The organism is Zhongshania aliphaticivorans (genome assembly GCF_902705855.1).
Taxonomy (GTDB): Bacteria; Pseudomonadota; Gammaproteobacteria; order Pseudomonadales; family Spongiibacteraceae; genus Spongiibacter; species Spongiibacter aliphaticivorans_B.
This window is the reverse complement of sequence record NZ_CACSIJ010000014.1, coordinates 142,931-160,911: the sequence shown is the minus strand read 5'-3', so window position 1 is coordinate 160,911 and position 17,981 is coordinate 142,931. Positions and strand designations below refer to the sequence as shown.

General features: G+C 49.1%; 18 protein-coding genes. 10 read left to right on the top strand and 8 right to left on the bottom strand.

Features of this window, described 5'->3' with window-relative positions:
* Nucleotides 1-5: 5 nt before the first annotated feature.
* Nucleotides 6-1,280 (bottom strand): RNA polymerase sigma factor, encoded by a 1,275-nt coding sequence (locus tag GVJ32_RS12765; protein WP_200841416.1) that lies wholly within the window; start codon nucleotides 1,278-1,280, stop codon nucleotides 6-8.
* 532 nt (nucleotides 1,281-1,812) lie between these two features.
* On the opposite strand from GVJ32_RS12765, the gene GVJ32_RS12760 reads away from it, so the two are divergent.
* Nucleotides 1,813-2,589, top strand: coding sequence for a sulfite exporter TauE/SafE family protein (locus tag GVJ32_RS12760; protein ID WP_159240489.1), 777 nt, complete (start codon nucleotides 1,813-1,815; stop codon nucleotides 2,587-2,589).
* Nucleotides 2,590-2,592: 3 nt separating this feature from the next.
* On the opposite strand, the gene GVJ32_RS12755 is transcribed toward GVJ32_RS12760, so the two are convergent.
* The gene (locus GVJ32_RS12755; protein WP_159240488.1) at nucleotides 2,593-3,069 is read right to left on the bottom strand and encodes a DUF3465 domain-containing protein; all 477 of its coding nucleotides are present in this window, start codon (nucleotides 3,067-3,069) and stop codon (nucleotides 2,593-2,595) included.
* 374 nt (nucleotides 3,070-3,443) lie between these two features.
* Between GVJ32_RS12755 and GVJ32_RS12750 the strand changes: the two genes are divergently transcribed.
* Together GVJ32_RS12750 and GVJ32_RS18240 are read left to right on the top strand one after the other, a co-directional pair.
* Nucleotides 3,444-4,712 (top strand): DUF2254 domain-containing protein, encoded by a 1,269-nt coding sequence (locus GVJ32_RS12750; protein WP_159240487.1) that lies wholly within the window; start codon nucleotides 3,444-3,446, stop codon nucleotides 4,710-4,712.
* A gap of 61 nt (nucleotides 4,713-4,773) precedes the next feature.
* Nucleotides 4,774-4,944 (top strand): hypothetical protein, encoded by a 171-nt coding sequence (locus GVJ32_RS18240; protein ID WP_200841415.1) that lies wholly within the window; start codon nucleotides 4,774-4,776, stop codon nucleotides 4,942-4,944.
* Nucleotides 4,945-5,074: 130 nt separating this feature from the next.
* Here GVJ32_RS18240 and GVJ32_RS12745 read toward each other — a convergent pair whose 3' ends face one another.
* The 6 genes from GVJ32_RS12745 to ectA form a co-directional block, all read right to left on the bottom strand.
* Nucleotides 5,075-6,496: a sodium/proline symporter gene (locus GVJ32_RS12745; protein WP_159240486.1), complete on the bottom strand. Its 1,422-nt coding sequence runs from the start codon at nucleotides 6,494-6,496 to the stop codon at nucleotides 5,075-5,077.
* Nucleotides 6,497-6,539: 43 nt separating this feature from the next.
* Nucleotides 6,540-7,433 carry a TPR end-of-group domain-containing protein gene (locus GVJ32_RS12740; RefSeq protein ID WP_159240485.1) on the bottom strand — a complete coding sequence of 298 codons (894 nt, stop codon included), beginning with the start codon at nucleotides 7,431-7,433 and terminating at the stop codon, nucleotides 6,540-6,542.
* Complete coding sequence (locus GVJ32_RS12735) at nucleotides 7,421-8,857, bottom strand: aspartate kinase (RefSeq protein WP_159240484.1); 1,437 nt, start codon at nucleotides 8,855-8,857, stop codon at nucleotides 7,421-7,423. The genes GVJ32_RS12740 and GVJ32_RS12735 overlap by 13 nt, the downstream gene beginning before the upstream one ends.
* 48 nt (nucleotides 8,858-8,905) lie before the next feature.
* Nucleotides 8,906-9,289 carry an ectoine synthase gene (locus tag GVJ32_RS12730; protein WP_159240483.1) on the bottom strand — a complete coding sequence of 128 codons (384 nt, stop codon included), beginning with the start codon at nucleotides 9,287-9,289 and terminating at the stop codon, nucleotides 8,906-8,908.
* A gap of 130 nt (nucleotides 9,290-9,419) precedes the next feature.
* Nucleotides 9,420-10,694, bottom strand: coding sequence for a diaminobutyrate--2-oxoglutarate transaminase (ectB, locus tag GVJ32_RS12725; RefSeq protein WP_159240482.1), 1,275 nt, complete (start codon nucleotides 10,692-10,694; stop codon nucleotides 9,420-9,422).
* A gap of 61 nt (nucleotides 10,695-10,755) precedes the next feature.
* Nucleotides 10,756-11,283, bottom strand: a complete 528-nt coding sequence (gene ectA, locus GVJ32_RS12720) for a diaminobutyrate acetyltransferase (protein ID WP_235035130.1) — start codon at nucleotides 11,281-11,283, stop codon at nucleotides 10,756-10,758.
* 250 nt (nucleotides 11,284-11,533) lie between these two features.
* Between ectA and GVJ32_RS12715 the strand changes: the two genes are divergently transcribed.
* From GVJ32_RS12715 to GVJ32_RS12685, 7 genes are all read left to right on the top strand, one after another.
* Nucleotides 11,534-12,052, top strand: coding sequence for a MarR family winged helix-turn-helix transcriptional regulator (locus GVJ32_RS12715; RefSeq protein ID WP_159240481.1), 519 nt, complete (start codon nucleotides 11,534-11,536; stop codon nucleotides 12,050-12,052).
* 89 nt (nucleotides 12,053-12,141) lie between these two features.
* On the top strand, nucleotides 12,142-12,867 hold the full coding sequence (locus tag GVJ32_RS12710) for a class I SAM-dependent methyltransferase (protein WP_159240480.1): 726 nt from the start codon (nucleotides 12,142-12,144) through the stop codon (nucleotides 12,865-12,867).
* A 68-nt stretch (nucleotides 12,868-12,935) separates the two neighbouring features.
* Nucleotides 12,936-13,331: a c-type cytochrome gene (locus GVJ32_RS18365; protein ID WP_159240479.1), complete on the top strand. Its 396-nt coding sequence runs from the start codon at nucleotides 12,936-12,938 to the stop codon at nucleotides 13,329-13,331.
* Nucleotides 13,332-13,446: 115 nt separating this feature from the next.
* Nucleotides 13,447-14,397 carry a YbgA family protein gene (locus GVJ32_RS12700; protein WP_159240478.1) on the top strand — a complete coding sequence of 317 codons (951 nt, stop codon included), beginning with the start codon at nucleotides 13,447-13,449 and terminating at the stop codon, nucleotides 14,395-14,397.
* A gap of 3 nt (nucleotides 14,398-14,400) precedes the next feature.
* Nucleotides 14,401-15,780 carry a deoxyribodipyrimidine photo-lyase gene (gene phrB, locus GVJ32_RS12695; protein ID WP_159240477.1) on the top strand — a complete coding sequence of 460 codons (1,380 nt, stop codon included), beginning with the start codon at nucleotides 14,401-14,403 and terminating at the stop codon, nucleotides 15,778-15,780.
* Nucleotides 15,781-15,893: 113 nt separating this feature from the next.
* Entirely contained in the window at nucleotides 15,894-16,451 is a 558-nt protein-coding gene (locus GVJ32_RS12690) for an ATP-dependent zinc protease family protein (RefSeq protein WP_159240476.1), read from the top strand.
* The gene (locus tag GVJ32_RS12685) at nucleotides 16,448-17,980 is read left to right on the top strand and encodes an inactive transglutaminase family protein (protein ID WP_159240475.1); all 1,533 of its coding nucleotides are present in this window, start codon (nucleotides 16,448-16,450) and stop codon (nucleotides 17,978-17,980) included. Before GVJ32_RS12690 ends, GVJ32_RS12685 begins: the two co-directional genes overlap by 4 nt.
* Nucleotide 17,981 lies beyond the last annotated feature (1 nt).

Sequence of the window (17,981 nt, the reverse complement as noted above, 5' to 3'; positions counted from 1 at the left end):
CAATATTATTTCGTTAATTTCGCGCGCATTTCGGCAATACGCTTTTCTAAAAATCGAATTTCTGGCATTTGCTGGGCATAGCCAAGCGCCGCTTGGTAAGCCACCAAGGCTGCCTGATACTGCCCAAGCTGACGATTAAAGTCGGCCCGCGCGGCGTGTAAAAGGTGGTAGTCCGCCAAGTCACCGCGTTCATAAATCTCATCAACGGCCATTGCCCCCGCTGCTGGGCCGTCACGCATTCCAAGGGCAACCGCGCGATTCAGGGCAATAACCGGACTGGCATTGACCCTCAGCAGAACGTCGTACAGACCTACAATTTCAGCCCAGTCAGTGGTTTCTGCCGAAACCGATTCGGCGTGAATTGCAGCTATAGCGGCTTGAATAGAGTAGGGGCCGAAACGGCCATCTTTGAGAGCGCGGCGCACTAGGACCACACCCTTGTCGATATAGTCGCGATTCCAAAGACGGCGATCTTGATCCGCCATCAGCACCAATTCGCCCTGCGCGTCGCTGCGAGCGGCACGACGCGACTCTTGCAACAACATGAGCGCGAGCAGCCCGGCTATTTCCGTGTCGGCATTGCTATCTCGATTCAAATCTAACAATAACTCCGCCAAGCGAATTGCCTCAGTGGATACATCCGCCCGCGTTACATTCGCCCCAGACGACGCCGAATATCCCTCGTTGTACATCAGGTAAAGCACCTGCAATACCGCACTCATACGTTCCGGCAATTCCGCCGCACTGGGTATTTGGTAGGGGATATTCGCGTCGCGGATTTTTGCTTTGGCGCGCACAATGCGCTGGGCAATGGTGGTGGGCCGACTGAGAAAGGCGCTGGCGATTTCTTCCGTCGTCAGCCCGCAGACTTCGCGTAGCGTCAGTGCAACGCGGCTTTCTTCAGCAAGAGCGGGGTGGCAACAGGTAAAGATAAGTCGCAGACGGTCATCCTCAATGTCCTCATCCGCGTAGGCGACAAAATCTGGGGTATCTACTTCAAGCTGGTCGGCAAACTCGTCAATACCCTGCACAAAGCGCGACTGACGGCGCAGTCCGTCTATGGCTTTAAATCGTCCCGTAGACACCAACCACGCCCGAGGATTTGCCGGCACACCGTCAAGAGGCCACTGCTTTAGCGCAGCGGTAAACGCGTCTTGCAAGGCCTCGTCAGCCAATTGAAAGTCGCCAAGCAGACGCAGCAAGGTCGCAAATACACGGCGCGACTCAGACCGATATAGCGCCTCAATCTGTTGATGTACCTGCCCCGTCGCTTTCGTCAACGTCAGATCTCTGCTGTTTAGAATTTATGCCAATACTAACCCAGCCCTTAGCGGAAGGCAGCAGCGGAAGACGGTGTTTATAGATGGGCTAGGCGGTGAAGGTGTTCTGCACAAGGAATGTAGGTGCCAAGACACCTACAATTCGTTTCTTATCAGGAGAAAGGCGAGCTTTTGGTCGTGCTCATTTTATCCTTCTTTGCTAATTTCTTTTCTTTCTGTGTTAACAGCGGCTTTTTCTTCGTTTCTTTATTACTCTTCTGTTCTTTACTCATTTGCCGAACTCCATTCTGTGAGGTGACGACTTCGTTGAGAAGTCATCAGCCGATAAAGCGAATAGATCTTTGAGATGCCACGGCGTCAACTGTGGCTCCTCCAGAGTACGCCCTTTGCTACCATTAGCTATAGGCGAGGGCAGAAATCAAAAAATAAATATTGTCCCAATATAAGCCAATGCTACCAATACATGGCGCTGCGCCTTACAATTTGCCTTCTTCGCATTTGCCTTTAGATCACCCAAACTCTTTGGATTCCAATGTCTGACCTTCACTATTATCAGTATTTACTGATTGGTTTGATTTTCATCTGGAGCGGCTTTGTCCGCTCTGGCTTAGGCTTTGGCGGCGCGGTATTGTCGCTGCCGTTTTTGCTTCTGGTTCACAATCAGCCCTTGGTGTTTCTACCTTTAATTTCAGTTCAGTTATTATTTTTTTCATCAATTACGCTGGCGCTAAATAACCGCAAATCTACCGCCGCCCAGCGCACTCACAAAAGCACCGTCGACTGGCCCTATCTTAGGTATATGCTCGCGATAATGATTGTTCCAAAACTACTGGGGGTTTTTGGTTTGATCACCATGCCTGCCAATATTCTCAGCATTATTATTTTTGTGGTGGTATCGGTTTACGCCATCACCTACATTGCCAATAAACCCTTCAAAAGTAATAGCAAATTTGTCGACGCCATATTTTTAATGGCCGGCGGCTATATAAGCGGCACCTCACTTATCGGCGCACCTTTGATTATTGCCGTAGCCGCACAACACGTCGCCCGCGAGCGTCTGCGCGACACTTTATTTGCACTGTGGTTTATTTTAGTCAGCATTAAACTCGCGGCATTTATTTATGCCGGTGTGAGCTTGCAGCTAATTCATCATCTCTGGTTATTGCCCTGCGCCGCCATCGGTCATTTTATTGGCCTGCGCTTCCACGAGCGCATGCTAAAAGCAGAAACACCCGTATTTTTTAGGGTATTGGGTATAACACTATTATTGATAAGCGCCTTGGGGCTATGGAAAGCGCTAGAAGGTTAGGTGTTATTGATAACGTCGGCCATGAAGCTCTAACCAGCCACCAACATGTCTTGCGGCGGGGTCGTGGTGTGTCCAATGCAAGACCCCACCGTGCTTATTCCACTCGTATTCACCATAGAATGTGACGCTATCGCCTACGCGCAAACCATCAAGGCGAGGCGCTAAATCGATATTGTGAGCAACCAATAGCGTTTGACCGGAGACGAGTTTAAGAATGAATTTTTGGTGGCGACTACCCTTGGTGTCATCCGCTAAAATCTTGATCACTCGGCCGCTACCGCCCACCTGAACATCGCTGACTCGGTTTTGATAAGCCTCGGCTAATTGCCGCTCTCCGGCTGCTTCAGCACGACTACCCGGCGCATTGGGCGCTAAGCCTGCTGGTAATACCGCCTGAACCTGTTCAGCAAACTGTGGATTCTGTTGGTAAACTTGGTACAGCGCCACCACAAGCAACGCAGCAAAAATCGACTTCTTCATAAGGACATAAACTCTACGCGACGTTTTACAGTGAGTTTATACCGCGCTAGTTATTCCACCCATTAATTTTGGGCGTTTTAATTTATAAATCGCTTATATTTATGCAAGCTACAACAGCTTACCCACTGTCCGGTCGCGGGTATCAAACGTGTTCACTGGCGCGAAAAGTTAAGGTAGATGCACCGTGAAAGCGCTACTGTATAGTAGCTGGCATAGGAAATTGAGATGCCGTGCTAGTACCGTGATATAAAAATTAACGATCGACGAAAAATTTCACATGAATATTAAATGGCTAACAATAGTAGATCGACGACGCTCCCTGAGATTAGATACCTTAGTCGCCAGCCTCATTAATCCGCGCAAAGGAGACTGAAATGACATTGTTCATGTCAACCGATCGCGCTAGGTTTTTCATCAATCGGCTTCGCGCCCGACTTTGGGTGAGGCCATTAACCGTTTGCCTGTTGTCAATCGCAGCGGCATTCGGCGCAAAACTTGCCGACGGCACTGCGTTTGCACAAATAGCGCCGGTCATTATGGCGGACTCTATTGAAGCGCTGCTGTCCATCATGGCCGCCAGCATGCTGGTCATTGCCACATTTTCGGTGGCATCGATGGTATCGGCCTACGCCTCAGCCGCCAGCACCGCCACGCCGCGATCATTCACTTTAGTGGTTGCCGACGACGCATCACAAAACGCGCTGTCGACTTTTGTTGGTTCATTCATATTCAGTATCGTCGCTCTCACGGCAGTCAAGAACGACTACTTCGAAACCGCCGGTCTCTTTATTCTCTTTGTCCTGACGGTGACCATATTCGGCACCGTTATTATTACATTTGTACGCTGGGTCGATGGCATCGCACGTCTTGGCCGTATGGGATCAACCATCGCTAAAGTTGAGAGTGCCACTGCGGCCGCATTAAAGCGACGACGGGCTGAGCCACACCTTCGCGGCACCTCAGTGAGCTCCCAAGCACGCGGACATGCCGTGTTCGCAGCGGATGTCGGTTACATTCAACATGTGGATATCGCCGCTCTCCAAGCCTGGGCGGAGCAAGTCGATGTGCGGGTGGTAGTGGCTGCCTTACCTGGTGTCTTAGCCGCACCAAGCCGGCCATTAGCCTACGTTAGCGGCGACTGCGACATTGATTACACGCGACTTATCGAGTCATTTGAAATAGGCCCTATTCGCCGCTTCGACGACGATCCGCGATTTGGCTTGGTAGTTCTGTCAGAAATTGCCGGCCGCGCGCTTTCTCCCGCCGTCAATGATCCCGGTACCGCGATCCATATCACTGGAACACTGCTACGCCTCTTTACGCTGTGGAATGACTCCGCAGCGGCTGAAGAGGAGCAGACGCCAAGCTACGACCGCGTAGAAGTGCCCGCGCTATCGATTCAAGACATGTTCGATGACGCCTTTACGGCAATTGCTAGAGACGGTGCCGGTTTTGTTGAAGTGGCCCTGCGCTTACAAAAAGTACTGGATTCTCTTGCATCAATCGGCGACCCGGAAATGCGAAATGCCGCCGAATATCATGGCCGACTGGCGCTGAAACGTGCGCGGCTGGCACTTAATGTAGAAGAGGACTTGAAGCTTGTTCAAGATGCTGCGCAGTTCGCTGAACCCACTGCTTCATAATAAGATCGCGAGCTACATCATTGCCACTGTTCAACAAAAAATAACTTAATGAGAAAATAGTATGACGAAAAAAATAGTGCAGTTTGAGTACGAGAAAGAAACAAAAAATAGTGTGCGTTATAAAGAAATTCCAGATGATGGAACCCCTCCCATCATTGGTTCTTTGTATGTTCAAAAGTGGTTTGCTGGCAATACCAAATCACTTGAAATAACTATTGAGAAAAAAGACTAAGGGGAGACCGGCACGCTGTATTCAGCATAAAATTTCTGCCCAACGTCTAGCAAAACAGTTATAAACCATAAAATGGCCATGCTGCCATTTTATGGTTTAAGTAAAGAAATTGCCGCACTTTAAATAATTTTTAAGCCCCAACAACAGAGCCGGTCTTTTTAACAAAAGGCTTCGCCAACCAGTACACCAACACCCCTGCAAGAATGCCCGGCAAGCCTTCATAAACCATATTGTGTAAATCAAAGTATCGCCATGCTAGGGCAGTTGTTATGCCCACACAGCTCATTGCAATGGCAACACTCTGGCTTGGTCGGCCGCCAAAAATCAGTACCGCTAGCATAGGAACAAAGGCGCTGGCCAAACCTGACCACGCCATCACCACCATCGCGAATACGCTCTGCGCACTGAGTAAAGCCCAAGCCAAGGCCAGAATACACACACCCAAAGTAGAGGCTTTAATCAAAAACGGGCGCTCAATATTATTGGGCATTAGGTCGTGGGTAAATGCAGCAGACGAGCTAAGAATTAAAGAGTCGGCGGTGGATAATGTTGCGGCAAAAATACCCGCGAGAATAAGGCCAACCAATACCGGAGGTAATAAAGTTTGTGCCATAGTCGGCAATGCTAACTCGGCATCAAAGCTACCTACCTCTGGCAAATATAGGCGTGAGAGCAAGCCAACCGTTGTCGCCATTAAATAGAATGCGGTAAACCACAGGTAATACCACGCTCTTGCGCGGTTCATATCGTCGCCACTGCTCAATGCCATAAAGCGCACCATCACATGGGGCTGACCAACAACCGAAAGGCCCGCGAACAGCCAACCCAATGCAAATAGGAAGGCTCCCGGTACGCCGGGGAAGGCGAGATCTTCTGGGAACCAATCCATGTAATTTGGTACATCTTGTAGCGCGCTAACTGTTGCTGATACGCCGCCTAAATTTGCGATGGCTACCCACATGAGTATACCCATGGCGGTAATCATCACTACTGACTGGGCCGCATCTGTCCATATGGACGCCCGAATGCCGCCGGCCAAGCAATACACTGCGACTAGCACTGCACCACACACCGCGCCGGCCCATGTCGGCCAATCAAACAATACATGCAAGGCCTTGCTACCCGCCAATAATTGCGCCGCCGCGTAAGCGGTAAGAAGCAATAGGCAAATCAGTGCGGCAAGCCGTTGATAGCCAGGCAATATGCTGCCATTCCAGTTTGCCAACACACCGAGATAGCTTACTTCGCCGCTTTTCTCCGTCATGCCACGCAATTTTTTATGTACAAAGTGGGAGGCAAGGAAGTCACCAAAAATCCAGCCGACCATCACCCAGAACGCCGACAGACCCACTGTGTAGGTATAGCCAATGACCCCAATAAACATATAACCACTGTTATTAGTTGCCACCGCAGACAAGCCAACCAACCATGGCTTAACGGTGTTACTAGCTAGATAATAGTCTTTGCTTTGGTGGGTATTAAAAAATAAAGACGACAAACCAATAAGCACAAATACACTGAGAAAGGCGGCAAAACTCCAGGCTGTTATCATATTTAATTCCGTGATGTTTGCAGGTATTGGTTTCCGTGATGACTTATGCGTTTGTCGCTATCGGTGTAAGTAGTTCAATTAATAAAGGGTGCTCTCGCAGCTCAGACAAAGCCGGATCTCGGTGCAGTTCGTCTCGGTAAGATTCAGACTGCGCCACAGCGTGAGTAAAATAACGCGCAGCATCATCTAAATTACCTTGGCAGGTGTGCGCACATGCTAATTGATAAAAAGCATGGGCATTTGCGTCGTCTAAAACCAATGCTTGATGGCATAGATTTATTGCCCACTGGGGCTCGTTCTGATCTAGCGCCGCGTCTGCCTTGTAAGTTATGGCTTCGATGTCATCTTTACGCAACGCGAGTATTTGATCATAAATCGCAATTTTCCCGGCAGGGCTAGATTCCTGACTGGCACGCAACCAAAGAGAATGCATTTCTTGGGTAAGGGTGATTTCTTCGCGATTAGACTCTATATGTGCGGTTTCTTGCTTTAATTGTTTTTCTATTGTGCGCAAACGCTTTTCGTATTCTTCAACCAACTCTGCCACTTGCTCATTGGCTACTTTGTGGACCTTATCTTTAATATCGCGAATTGAGTTCCAACCAATTAACACCAACGCAGAACTCACCGCCGCAATTAAATAGAAAAAATAGGTAACTGTGCTCGTGGCATAAGACACTGCCTTGTCGGCAGCACCTAGTTCGCGATCAACGACTTCTGCCGCCATTTCTCGATGCGAACGTTCCATATCGATACGTAGACTGCGGATTTCATCAAGCATATAACGCTCAATAAATGGCGAGTAAAGTGGCTCACTTAATTTATTAATAGACGCATCTACTGCCTCATCGCTGGGGCTGCTGGCAGCTTCCGCTGACAAGGTCAGCGGAATACAAACGCAGCATATTACGAAAAGTTTTTTTACTATGCTGCGCATATCGCTTCGCCGTGGTCATGTACTTCAACAAGACAACGGTGCAAGCTGGCTACGCCCATTTCATAATCGTCTTCATTCACCACAAACTGCATATCTACCTGACGCATAGATTGGTGCATCGCCAATACGCTGATATTGGCTGATGCCAATGCGGCAACCGTTTTAGCCAACATACCTGGTACTTGCATATCGCTGCCAATCGCAGAAATAATCGCGACTTTACGGGTACTCACTTCAGCGCTAGGGAACAGCTCTTTTACTGCGCTAACAATACGTTTAACCGTTTTTAAATTAACACCAAGGTAATTAGTGATCGTGTTTGCGTTAATATCCTTGGTAATCACCGTGCCTTTAAAGCGTTCGATTGCCGCCAGTATTTTTTGCTCATACTGCCAAAGTGCACCGACCATATCTTGGTCGAATACTTCTAAGGCGTAAACTTGCTTACGGCCGGCAATAATTTCTACACAGGGCTTTTCGCTGCGGTAATCGCAATCAATTAGAGTGCCCGCGTGATTCGGCTCAAAGGTATTTTTTACCCGCAGTGCAATTTTCTGTTGGCGCAAACCTTTTGCGGCACGAGGGTGAATTGCCTCCATCCCCAAATTAGCGAGCTGGTCAGCTACGTCGTAGTTTGTGCGACCAATCGGCACTACTTTATCTGCACCTACCAGACGTGGATCTGCACTGCTAAGGTGATATTCTTTATGAATTACCGCCTCGCGTGCGCCACTAATAACTGCCATACGGCTAAATGTCATTTCGCTATAGCCACGGTCAAAGCTGGCCATTAAGCCCTCTTTGCAATGAGCGTATCCCGTCACAATTGGCAAGGTGGTTGACAAATCGATACCAGCAAGTGCTTCGCTAATATGGTCATCTAAAGGCAGGGCCTCGTCGGCGCGCCAACCGGAAAGATCAACATAGCGCGCATTCACACCGTCGCGATTTAGTAAGGCGGCGGTATTCCATGCGCTGTGCGCCTCGCCAATACTCGCCAACATTTCACGCACCGTTAGCAAGTGATCTTCCAAACCAAAATGACCATGCTGACAAAGGCGGTGCAAATTATCCATGCAGCGCTCTGCCTCAAACAAACGACCTTCAATATATTTGTTTGCTTCTGCTAATTGTTCTACATCAGGAAACAAACCGGCATTAATTTCTTTAAGCGTGTTACCCACTTTGCTCAGGGCATCTCGCCAAAGTGTTTCTGCGCCATCGTCGGCAAACAGGGCGTAAACACCAGGATGACTATTGCGCTTATTTTCCAACAGTAAATCGGTTACGCCGCCGTAGGCGGAGACGACAAATATGCGACCATAAACATTGCCATCTTCACCACCGGCGAGCACGATATTGTCTCTAACCGCGTCGTAATTGGTCATTGAGGTGCCGCCGATTTTCTCTACACTGTGTGTCATTTTTCTCTCCGTTGAATAACTGAAATAGGCTTTCGGTTTTCAGCAGAATTAGTCGATAGGGTAGACGCCATTTTCATCATGCACTTCTTTGCCACTAAGCGGAGGGTTAAATACGCAAGCCATTTGCATATCTTCGCTACCGCCCCGCAGCAAATGTTTGTCGTGCTTATCTAAAAGATAAATGGTGCCGGCTTCTAGTTTATAAATTTTACCGTCGTTTACGGTTTCAATTTCACCGTTACCGGATATGCAGTACACCGATTCAAGGTGATTTTGATAATGTATGGGCGTTTCAGTATTCGCAAAAATAGTGGTTATGTTGAACGAAAAACCCATATTGTCGTTCTTTAAAATCATGCGCACACTTTGCCAAGTGTCGGTAGCTACGCGACGCTCTGAGTTTTCACATTCTGCTAAAGTTCTAACAATCATTTAAATGTCCTTTCTTTCTTAAATAATTAATGCCGCAGTTGCTACTAAGGCAGGGGCGGCATAAACAAACCGTTAATAAGCGCCTCTTCCACAGAATGTATCCTGCAGAAGAAGCGCTTTACTCATTCATTCAAGAGGCTTTTTTTTCGACCGTTTCGCTTAATACTTCAGCAATAGCGTCGGTGAGAATATCTAGGCCGCGCATTAACTCAGCCTTCTCAATAGTGAGTGGGCAAAAGACTTTAACGACCTGGCCGCGATTACCACAGGTTTCAATAATCAGCCCCCGCTCAAAGCAGGCACGACCAATCTCATCGGCGGTTTCGCCATCGGCACATGCCAAGCCTTGCATCATGCCCCGGCCTTTAGGCTGTAATTTTGTCACGCCATAGCGGTCAGATATTTTCTTGAAGCGGTGGCTAACGATGGCTGATTTCTCAACAATCTCGGCTGCAAATTTCTCATCAGTCCAGTAGTGGCGAATAGCCGCCGCAGCAGTGATGAACGCGTGGTTATTACCACGGAAGGTGCCGTTATGCTCACCCGGCTCCCATACATCTAAATCGGGGCGCAATAATACAATCGCAAAGGGCAGGCCATAACCACTTAATGATTTTGACATGGTGATAATGTCTGGCTTAATGCCGCTGGTTTCGAAGCTAAAGAAGGTGCCAGTTCGACCACAACCCGCTTGAATATCATCAACAATTAATAAGATATCGTGTTTACGACACAGCTTTTCTAGGCCGCGCAACCAATCATTATTGGCAACGTTTAAGCCACCCTCGCCCTGCACTGGCTCAACAATCATAGCCGCAGGAAGATCAACACCAGATGACGGATCTGACAATAATTTATCCATCATTTTAAGACTGTCGGCATCACGACCGTAGTAACCGCAATAGGGCATGCGGTTTACATCGCCCAGTGCAACACCTGCACCACCGCGATGATGGCTATTGCCCGTTGCCGCAACCGCGCCAAGAGTCACGCCGTGAAAACCATTGGTAAACGAAACTATCGACGTACGACCCGTCACTTTACGCGCTAATTTCAGCGCGGCTTCTACCGCATTTGTGCCGGTAGGGCCGGTAAACTGGAAGGTATATTCCATATCGCGCGGCGCCAATATATGTTCATTGAACGCCTGTAAGAAATCACCTTTCGCCAAAGTATGCATATCTAGGCCGTGGGTGATGCCGTCGCGCATGATGTAATCGACAAGCGCCTGCTTTAGTACTGGGTTGTTATGCCCGTAATTAAGTGTGCCGGCACCGGCGAGAAAGTCGATGTATTGCTTGCCGTTGGTGTCGTACAAATGCTCACCCTGCGCCTTATCAAAGGTCACGGGGAAAGATCGGGCATAAGATTGTACTTCTGATTCGAGCCTGTCAAAGATAGTCATATTCACTCCTCCTAGTATCCCTTACTAAGTTAAATTTGTTTCTACGACGCCAGCCTTATGGCTATTTTCGCGCAGAAAATGGACCTATTCGCAGCAACGCTTCGCTGTCGTGCTGGCCCCCAAAATGGGCGTCTTTTTCAAACCAAATGTCGTGATTCAATTCGGTGTCTAGGTCTCTGGCAAAGCTGCGAAACAGCGCCCAAGAGGCCTCGTTGTCTGGGGTAATTGTGGTTTCTAAAAAGCTCACTCCCGCACAGGCAGGGCGCTTTACAATTTCCTTCAGCATTCTTTTTGCCAAACCACGGCCACGCTGAGATTTATCTACAACTACCTGCCATACAAACACCGTGTCACTTTTTTCTGGTGGGCGGTGGGCTGATATAAAACCAACCAAACGACCATCTTCTTCTACAGCAACCGAGGTCGCGGCAAAGTGGGTGCACTGCAGTAGATTGCAGTAAACAGAATTGGTATCTAGTGGGGGACTGGCCGCCACTAATTGATTTAGGGCATAGCCATCTTCCGCCGTTGGTTGGCGAAAACGAAGCGTGGCAGCGTCGGCGTGCATCGCGCTATTTGATTTCAACACAATTTATTTGTGTTCATTCTAATTTAATAAGCAAATAGTATATAAAGTACCGTAATTATCGCTTTATATCTTATTTAATCACTAAATTGTGAACTCAACCTCCTGATTAATTACTTAGTACACGAAGCATTATACGCGATTTATCTTAGTAACTTCAAGTTTAGGTATTGACAACAACGTAGTTTATCTGGTGCAAAACTGGCGCCAAGCCGCTACCATTGGGCCGCTAAAGGAATCTAAGAAAATTGAAATGAATCGAATTGACGAAGTATTAATCTCGCTGCGGCGAGTGACCCGCGCCATTGATTTGCACTCAAAGCATCTAATGAAGACCGCCGGCCTTACCGCCCCGCAAATGCTGATTCTGCAAACCCTGCGCGACCAAGGCGACGCGATTATTAGCGATGTCGCCCACCAAATTAGCCTTAGCCAAGCAACTGTCACCAGCATTTTGGATCGTCTAGAAAAACGCGGATTGGTGATGCGGGAGCGCTCACAGCAAGATAAACGCAAGGTCTACGCCTGCCTTACTGATGCCGGCAACGAATTAATTCGCAATGCCCCCATGCCACTACAAGATTACTTTATTCGCCAATTCAGCGATTTACAGGACTGGGAGCAAACGCAAATCATCAGCGCTCTCCAACGTGTCGCCCACATGATGGACGCCCAGCATATAGACGCCGCACCGCTATTGGATGTTGGCGCAATTGACCGCCAAAGTGAGGAGGAGAATCGAACCTTCGGCTTTGACAATAAAGAAGTTTAAATCGCCGCCGTCATATAAGCGCCACATTCAACCTGTACATTGGCAGACTAATCACCGAGCCAGCAAGGCTGCCAGATTAGGAATTACGAATGGAGTGCCCCACCTGCCACAGCACCGAATCAAGTTTAGTGGGCAGCAAAAACGGACACAAGTTACACCGCTGCGCCAACTGCAGCCTACTTCATGTTCACCCCATGCCCGCCGCAGATGAGCTAATCTGCTACTATCAGGATTATCACAAAACCCCGCAGTACACCCGCAAGTTAAAATCTAAGCAGCGCCGAGCAAAGAAACGCATCTGGTCTTTAAAGCGTCTCACCAAAGGTAGTAAATTTTTGGATGTTGGCTGCAACGCCGGTTTTGCAGTAGAAGCCGCCCGCAGCTTGGGCTTAGAGGCCTGCGGTATCGATTTAGATGAAGCGAGTATAAGGTTTGCCCGCCAGGAGTACCCGATGGGCGATTTCAGAACAGTTAGCGCCCAAGACCTGGCGGCCAGCACCGAACGCTTCGATATAATTTATTGCTGCGAAGTGATAGAGCATCTATCGGAGCCACATAGCTTTGTGAGTGCGCTTTACACTTTGCTCAATGAAAACGGTGTGCTGTTTTTAACCACCCCCGACATCGCGCACTTCTCTGTTCAACAAAACCTGCTGGAATGGACCGCCGTGCGACCGCCGGAGCATCTGCTGTACTTTTCAAAGCCCTCGCTGGCTAAGCTGCTAGAGGCCCATCATTTTCGAAAAATTAATTTCCGGCCCAATTTAAAACCCACGATTAAGCTGCTCGCACGCAAAGACGCGGCGGCGGTGTAAAGCAAAGAGACAAGGCAACGGGTTCACGCGTAAACTTTGGGCTTTATCGACTTTAGCCGGACACGTTTATGCGTTTTCAATATCGAATACTCAATATTTTATTATCCACCACTATACTCCTTGGCCTTTCGGCCTGCGGGCCCAGCCCAGACCCGTCATCAAAGGCAGGCAACGGTGCGAGCCAAAGCGTTGCGAGTACCCCCCGTAGCCGTATGCCGAGCGACTCCGCATTAAAATCACTCTATATTCAAAGCTGCTACGGCTGCCATAGCTCCGGAGCTGCTGGCGCGCCGCGTAGCGGCAATATCGCAGATTGGGCGCCGCGATTGCAAAAGGGCATGGACGTACTACTCCATAATACGATTCACGGCATTAACAGCATGCCACCCAAGGGCATGTGCATCGCTTGCAGCGACGAGGAATTTACCCAGCTAATTTTATTCCTTTCGGGACAACGTGAGTAATCACAAACTTTGTTGATAAACCGATAAAAACATCACTCTTGGCCCCACACTGATCTGGCAATAGGCTAAGCTCGTAATAGCCAAACTAAATTTATGAGCAAGGACTTATCAAGCTATGAGTGACACCCCGTCAATTCGCATTGGTATAAGCGCCTGCCTGCTGGGCGATCAGGTGCGTTACGATGGCGGCCACAAGCGGCTTCCTTTTGCCTCTGAGGAGTTATCGCGGCACTTCGACTTTATCAAAATCTGCCCCGAACAAGCGATTGGCATGGGCGTACCAAGACCTACGATACGCTTAGTCGGCGACGCCGACAGTCCACGCTTGCTTGGCAGTACTGACAGCAGCCTAGATGTGACCGAAAAAATGACGGTGTTCGCCCGCGACACGGCGGCGACACTCGACTACATCAGTGGTTATATTCTATGTGCGAAATCGCCCAGCTGTGGCATGGAGCGGGTGCCGGTGTATTCGGAGGAAGGCGCGGGCCTCGGCAAAATCGGTGTCGGGCTGTTTGCTAAGCAATTGATGGACGCCCAGCCTTTGCTGCCAGTAGAAGAAAATGGCCGTCTAAATGATGTGCATTTGCGTGAAAATTTTGTGCTGCGCGTCGTGGCCTATTCTCGCTGGCAAACAATGATGGCCGAAGGGCTAAGTGCCAAGCGCTTGCAAGACTTTCACCGTCGTCACAAGTTTTTACTGCTCGCGCACAATCAACCGCTTTACCGCGAACTAGGCCCCATAGTTGCTGAGTCTGGCGATCTGAATGATATGGCAGACCGCTATATTCAAAAGTTTATGCAGGCCATTCGTCAGCCCGCCACCATTAAAAACCACACCAATACGCTGATGCACATTCAAGGCTTCTTCAAAGATCATTTAGATTCTAGTGATAAAGCTCAACTCAGCGACGTAATTAAAGAGTATGCCGCCGGCATGCTGCCCCTATTAGTACCGCTAGAAATGCTCAGCATGTTTCTGAAAAAATATCAGATCGATTACTTACTAGACCAATACTACTTTACGCCTTACCCGCGCGACCTCAAACTGCGTATCGGTTTATAAGCAATGACTGGGCTTATTTGGTTTCGCAACGATTTGCGCAGTCTCGATCACCCCGCACTATGTAGCGCCAGCAAAAACCATGCGTCGTTGCGCGCAGTCTATTTTTTATGTCCACAACAATTAAACGAGCACGGCATTGCGCCCATTCGACGACATTTTTTACGCCGCGCCTTAGATGAATTGCAGCGCCAACTATCTAGCCTTGGTATTCCCTTAGATATTGTCGAGGCCGAGCACTTTAAACACACCCCCAGCCACTTGCAGAATTATTGCAGCAAACACGACATAAGTGCTGTTTACGCTCACCGCGAGTGGCTAGTGGATGAAATTGACCGCGATGAGCGCTGCGCCAAGCAATTAGACATACCGCTGCATCTTATTGACGATAGCTTTATCAGCCCACTCGCCCTGAGCAAATCTGACGGCACACCCTATAAAGTCTTCACACCCTTTTCTAGGCGCTGCCGCGACCTACTCGCCTCCCAGCTTCCCAGGGTAATGCGTCGACCGCCCGTTAAAACGCCCATCACAGCAAGTGCATTTACACCATGCCCGATCTTTGGCGATGAGAAGGACTCCAGCGCATGGCCTGCAGATGAGGAAGGCGTGCTACAGCAACTACGGCAGTTTTGTGCCGAGCGGGCGGGCGATTATCAAAAACACCGTGATTTTCCCGCACTAGACAGCACCTCTCGACTTTCTGCAGCCCTGTCGCTCGGCTTAATAAGCCCGCGCCAATGCCTAGCCCGTCTGCAGCAAGAATGCGGAGAAGACATATGGGATGCCAAAAGCGATGCTGGAACATGGCTAAACGAGCTGCTGTGGCGAGAATTTTACCGCCACGTTGCCTTTCATTTTCCCCGTGTTGTAAAAGGGCGAGCTTTTCAAAGCTACACCGACGCGATTCCATGGCCCAATAAGCCCGCGCTATTTGAGGCTTGGTGTGAAGGACAAACCGGCTACCCCATTGTTGACGCGGCAATGCGCCAGCTTAAAGAAACCGGCTGGATGCACAATCGACTGCGAATGATCACCGCATCTTTTCTCTGCAAAGATCTACACATCGACTGGCGCTGGGGCGAGCGGCACTTTCTAGAACACCTCATCGATGCCGATTTCGCCTCAAATAACGGCGGCTGGCAGTGGGCCGCCTCTACCGGCACCGACGCAGCGCCGTATTTTCGAATTTTCAATCCCACCACCCAAGGCCTACGTTTTGATCCCGAGGGTCAATTCATATTGCGCTTTGTACCAGAGTTAAAGGGCCTACAGGGCAAGCAACTACACCAAGTACCCGCCACGGCGGGCTATCCACCCCCGATTGTCGATCATAAAGAAAGTAGGAATATTACCCTCGCACTTTTTCAACAAATAAGAGACTAAGCCCACTCAGACATATTTAATGCTCTGCAGCTATACTGCACTGGCTAACACTAGCCAGCCTGATCTATTCTATATAGGCACTTGGGGGCACAATAAGATGAAAAGGAGAGACCGTGCGATTTGTTTTCTTTACGCTACTACTGACCAACACCCTTTTATTCACCACAGCTAGTTACGCCGATGAAGGCTCTCATAAAATATTTGGCTTAAGCGAATACGTTTATATCGAAGAACTAGGTGTTCGCTACAAGGCGAAAATTGATACCGGCGCAGAAAGTGCCTCTATCAATGCGATAAACTCACAGGTAGAAAAGGGCAAAGACGGTGCTGATGACATTGTGCACTTCGATTTAGTATTGCCCGACGACACCCTTAAATCGGTGAGCCTGCCGCTTAGCAAACATATTCGTATAAAGCGCCGCGCATCTGATTACGATGAAGACGAAAAGGACTACAGCCGCCGTCCCGTGCTAGAGCTCACCCTTTGTGTTGGCGGTGAATCCCATAAAGTAGAAGTGAATTTGGCCGACCGCAGACAGTTTTCCAAGCCCATGCTGGTTGGCTCGGAGCCGCTATCTGCGTTTAATGCCTTAGTCGACCCCAGTAAAAAATATCTGCAGGACAAAACGCTCTGCGCCAAACAAGATAAATCCGAGGAGCAAAAAGAATGAAGGGCGTAAAACTGCATGTCAGGGTACTGGCGCTGGCACTATTATTTATTGGTGTCGCCAGCACCGCATGGCAGATTTTTGTTCTCAATATTCCAGTATCCTCAGAAACCACCGAACCGGTATGGGTGATCGACGCCAAGCTCAGCTTTAATGCCCGCGACAATAGCCCCGTAAAGGTACAAATGTACCTGCCGCCGGTGTGGAGCAAATTCATCACCCTGAACGAAAGTTTTATTTCTAAAAGTTACGGCGTGAATACCGATGTTGTTGGCGATAATCGTCAAGCGGTCTGGTCTGCTCGACGCGCTGACGGCAACCAACAACTGTTTTACCGATTAATGCTCACCAAGCGCAGTAATTCACGCTTCTCAGAGTCTGAGCCTGGGCCACAATTCAGCGAAAGCCCTGAGCTTATCGGTGTTGAGAAAGTCGCGGTAGAAGCACTTCTCAAGCCTATTCGTGAACAATCTGCCGATATCGAAACATTTATTCGCGAAGCCATTAAACTTATTAACGAACCCAGCAACGACAATTCCCGCTTGCTGCTGGGTAATGACTACACACAGGACAATAAATCCCGCGTTCTTGAACTGCTACTGTCGTCTGCACATATTCCCGTTGAACGGGTTCATACCCTACGGTTAGTTAGCAGCGTAGCGCAGGTGTCGGAATTATGGATGCGCAGCTACAACGGCAAACGCTGGTTGTATTTCAATCCAGAAACCGGCACCCAAGGCCTCCCCAATGATCGCGTTGTGTGGTGGACCGGTGACGAGCCAATGGCCTCTGTTGAGGGCGGACGCAATCTTAAAATTGAAGTCACCGCTAATCAAAGAACCATGAATTCCATTATGCTCGCGCAGTCTATTGCCGAGCGCAAAGAGAATAAACTGTGGGCATTGTCGCTGTATGATTTGCCACTTCAATCGCAACAAACCTTTGAAATCATTCTTATGATTCCCATTGGCGTTATGCTTATTTTGCTGCTGCGCAATGTCATCGGTTTAGAAACACTGGGCACTTTTACGCCGGTTTTGATTGGTCTCGCATTTAGGGAAACCCAGGTTTTCTGGGGTGTCATTCTATTTACATTCATTACCGCGCTCGGCTTGTCGCTGCGATCCTACCTCGAACATCTGCACTTACAATTGCTGTCACGACTGTCTGTGGTGCTGACCTTCGTGGTCATTATCATGGCACTGATCAGCGTACTTGGTCACCGTTTAGGACTAGATCGCGGCCTCTCTATCGCCTTATTCCCAATGGTTATTTTGACCATGTCGATTGAGCGTATGTCGATTGTTTGGGAGGAGCGCGGTGGCGTTCATGCCGGCAAAGTGGGCATCGGCACCCTTATCGCTGCGACGCTGTCGCACTTAATGATGACCTACGAGCCCTGGGCCTATTTCGTGTTCACCTTCCCAGGCATGTTACTGGTGTTTATGTCGCTGATGCTGGCACTAGGCCACTACCGAGGCTATCGCCTAACCGAACTATTCCGCTTTAACGCCATGATTAAAGGCAAATAAC

Coding starts and splice junctions, on each gene's coding strand:
- GVJ32_RS12735 (WP_159240484.1), bottom strand. CDS start 8,857: ATGACACACAGTGTAGAGAAAATCGGCGGCACCTCAATGACCAATTAC.
- GVJ32_RS12700 (WP_159240478.1), top strand. CDS start 13,447: ATGAGTGACACCCCGTCAATTCGCATTGGTATAAGCGCCTGCCTGCTG.
- GVJ32_RS18240 (WP_200841415.1), top strand. CDS start 4,774: ATGACGAAAAAAATAGTGCAGTTTGAGTACGAGAAAGAAACAAAAAAT.
- GVJ32_RS12710 (WP_159240480.1), top strand. CDS start 12,142: ATGGAGTGCCCCACCTGCCACAGCACCGAATCAAGTTTAGTGGGCAGC.
- GVJ32_RS12760 (WP_159240489.1), top strand. CDS start 1,813: ATGTCTGACCTTCACTATTATCAGTATTTACTGATTGGTTTGATTTTC.
- GVJ32_RS12715 (WP_159240481.1), top strand. CDS start 11,534: ATGAATCGAATTGACGAAGTATTAATCTCGCTGCGGCGAGTGACCCGC.
- GVJ32_RS12750 (WP_159240487.1), top strand. CDS start 3,444: ATGACATTGTTCATGTCAACCGATCGCGCTAGGTTTTTCATCAATCGG.
- phrB (WP_159240477.1), top strand. CDS start 14,401: ATGACTGGGCTTATTTGGTTTCGCAACGATTTGCGCAGTCTCGATCAC.
- GVJ32_RS12740 (WP_159240485.1), bottom strand. CDS start 7,433: ATGCGCAGCATAGTAAAAAAACTTTTCGTAATATGCTGCGTTTGTATT.
- GVJ32_RS12745 (WP_159240486.1), bottom strand. CDS start 6,496: ATGATAACAGCCTGGAGTTTTGCCGCCTTTCTCAGTGTATTTGTGCTT.
- GVJ32_RS12730 (WP_159240483.1), bottom strand. CDS start 9,289: ATGATTGTTAGAACTTTAGCAGAATGTGAAAACTCAGAGCGTCGCGTA.
- ectB (WP_159240482.1), bottom strand. CDS start 10,694: ATGACTATCTTTGACAGGCTCGAATCAGAAGTACAATCTTATGCCCGA.
- GVJ32_RS12755 (WP_159240488.1), bottom strand. CDS start 3,069: ATGAAGAAGTCGATTTTTGCTGCGTTGCTTGTGGTGGCGCTGTACCAA.
- GVJ32_RS12685 (WP_159240475.1), top strand. CDS start 16,448: ATGAAGGGCGTAAAACTGCATGTCAGGGTACTGGCGCTGGCACTATTA.
- GVJ32_RS18365 (WP_159240479.1), top strand. CDS start 12,936: ATGCGTTTTCAATATCGAATACTCAATATTTTATTATCCACCACTATA.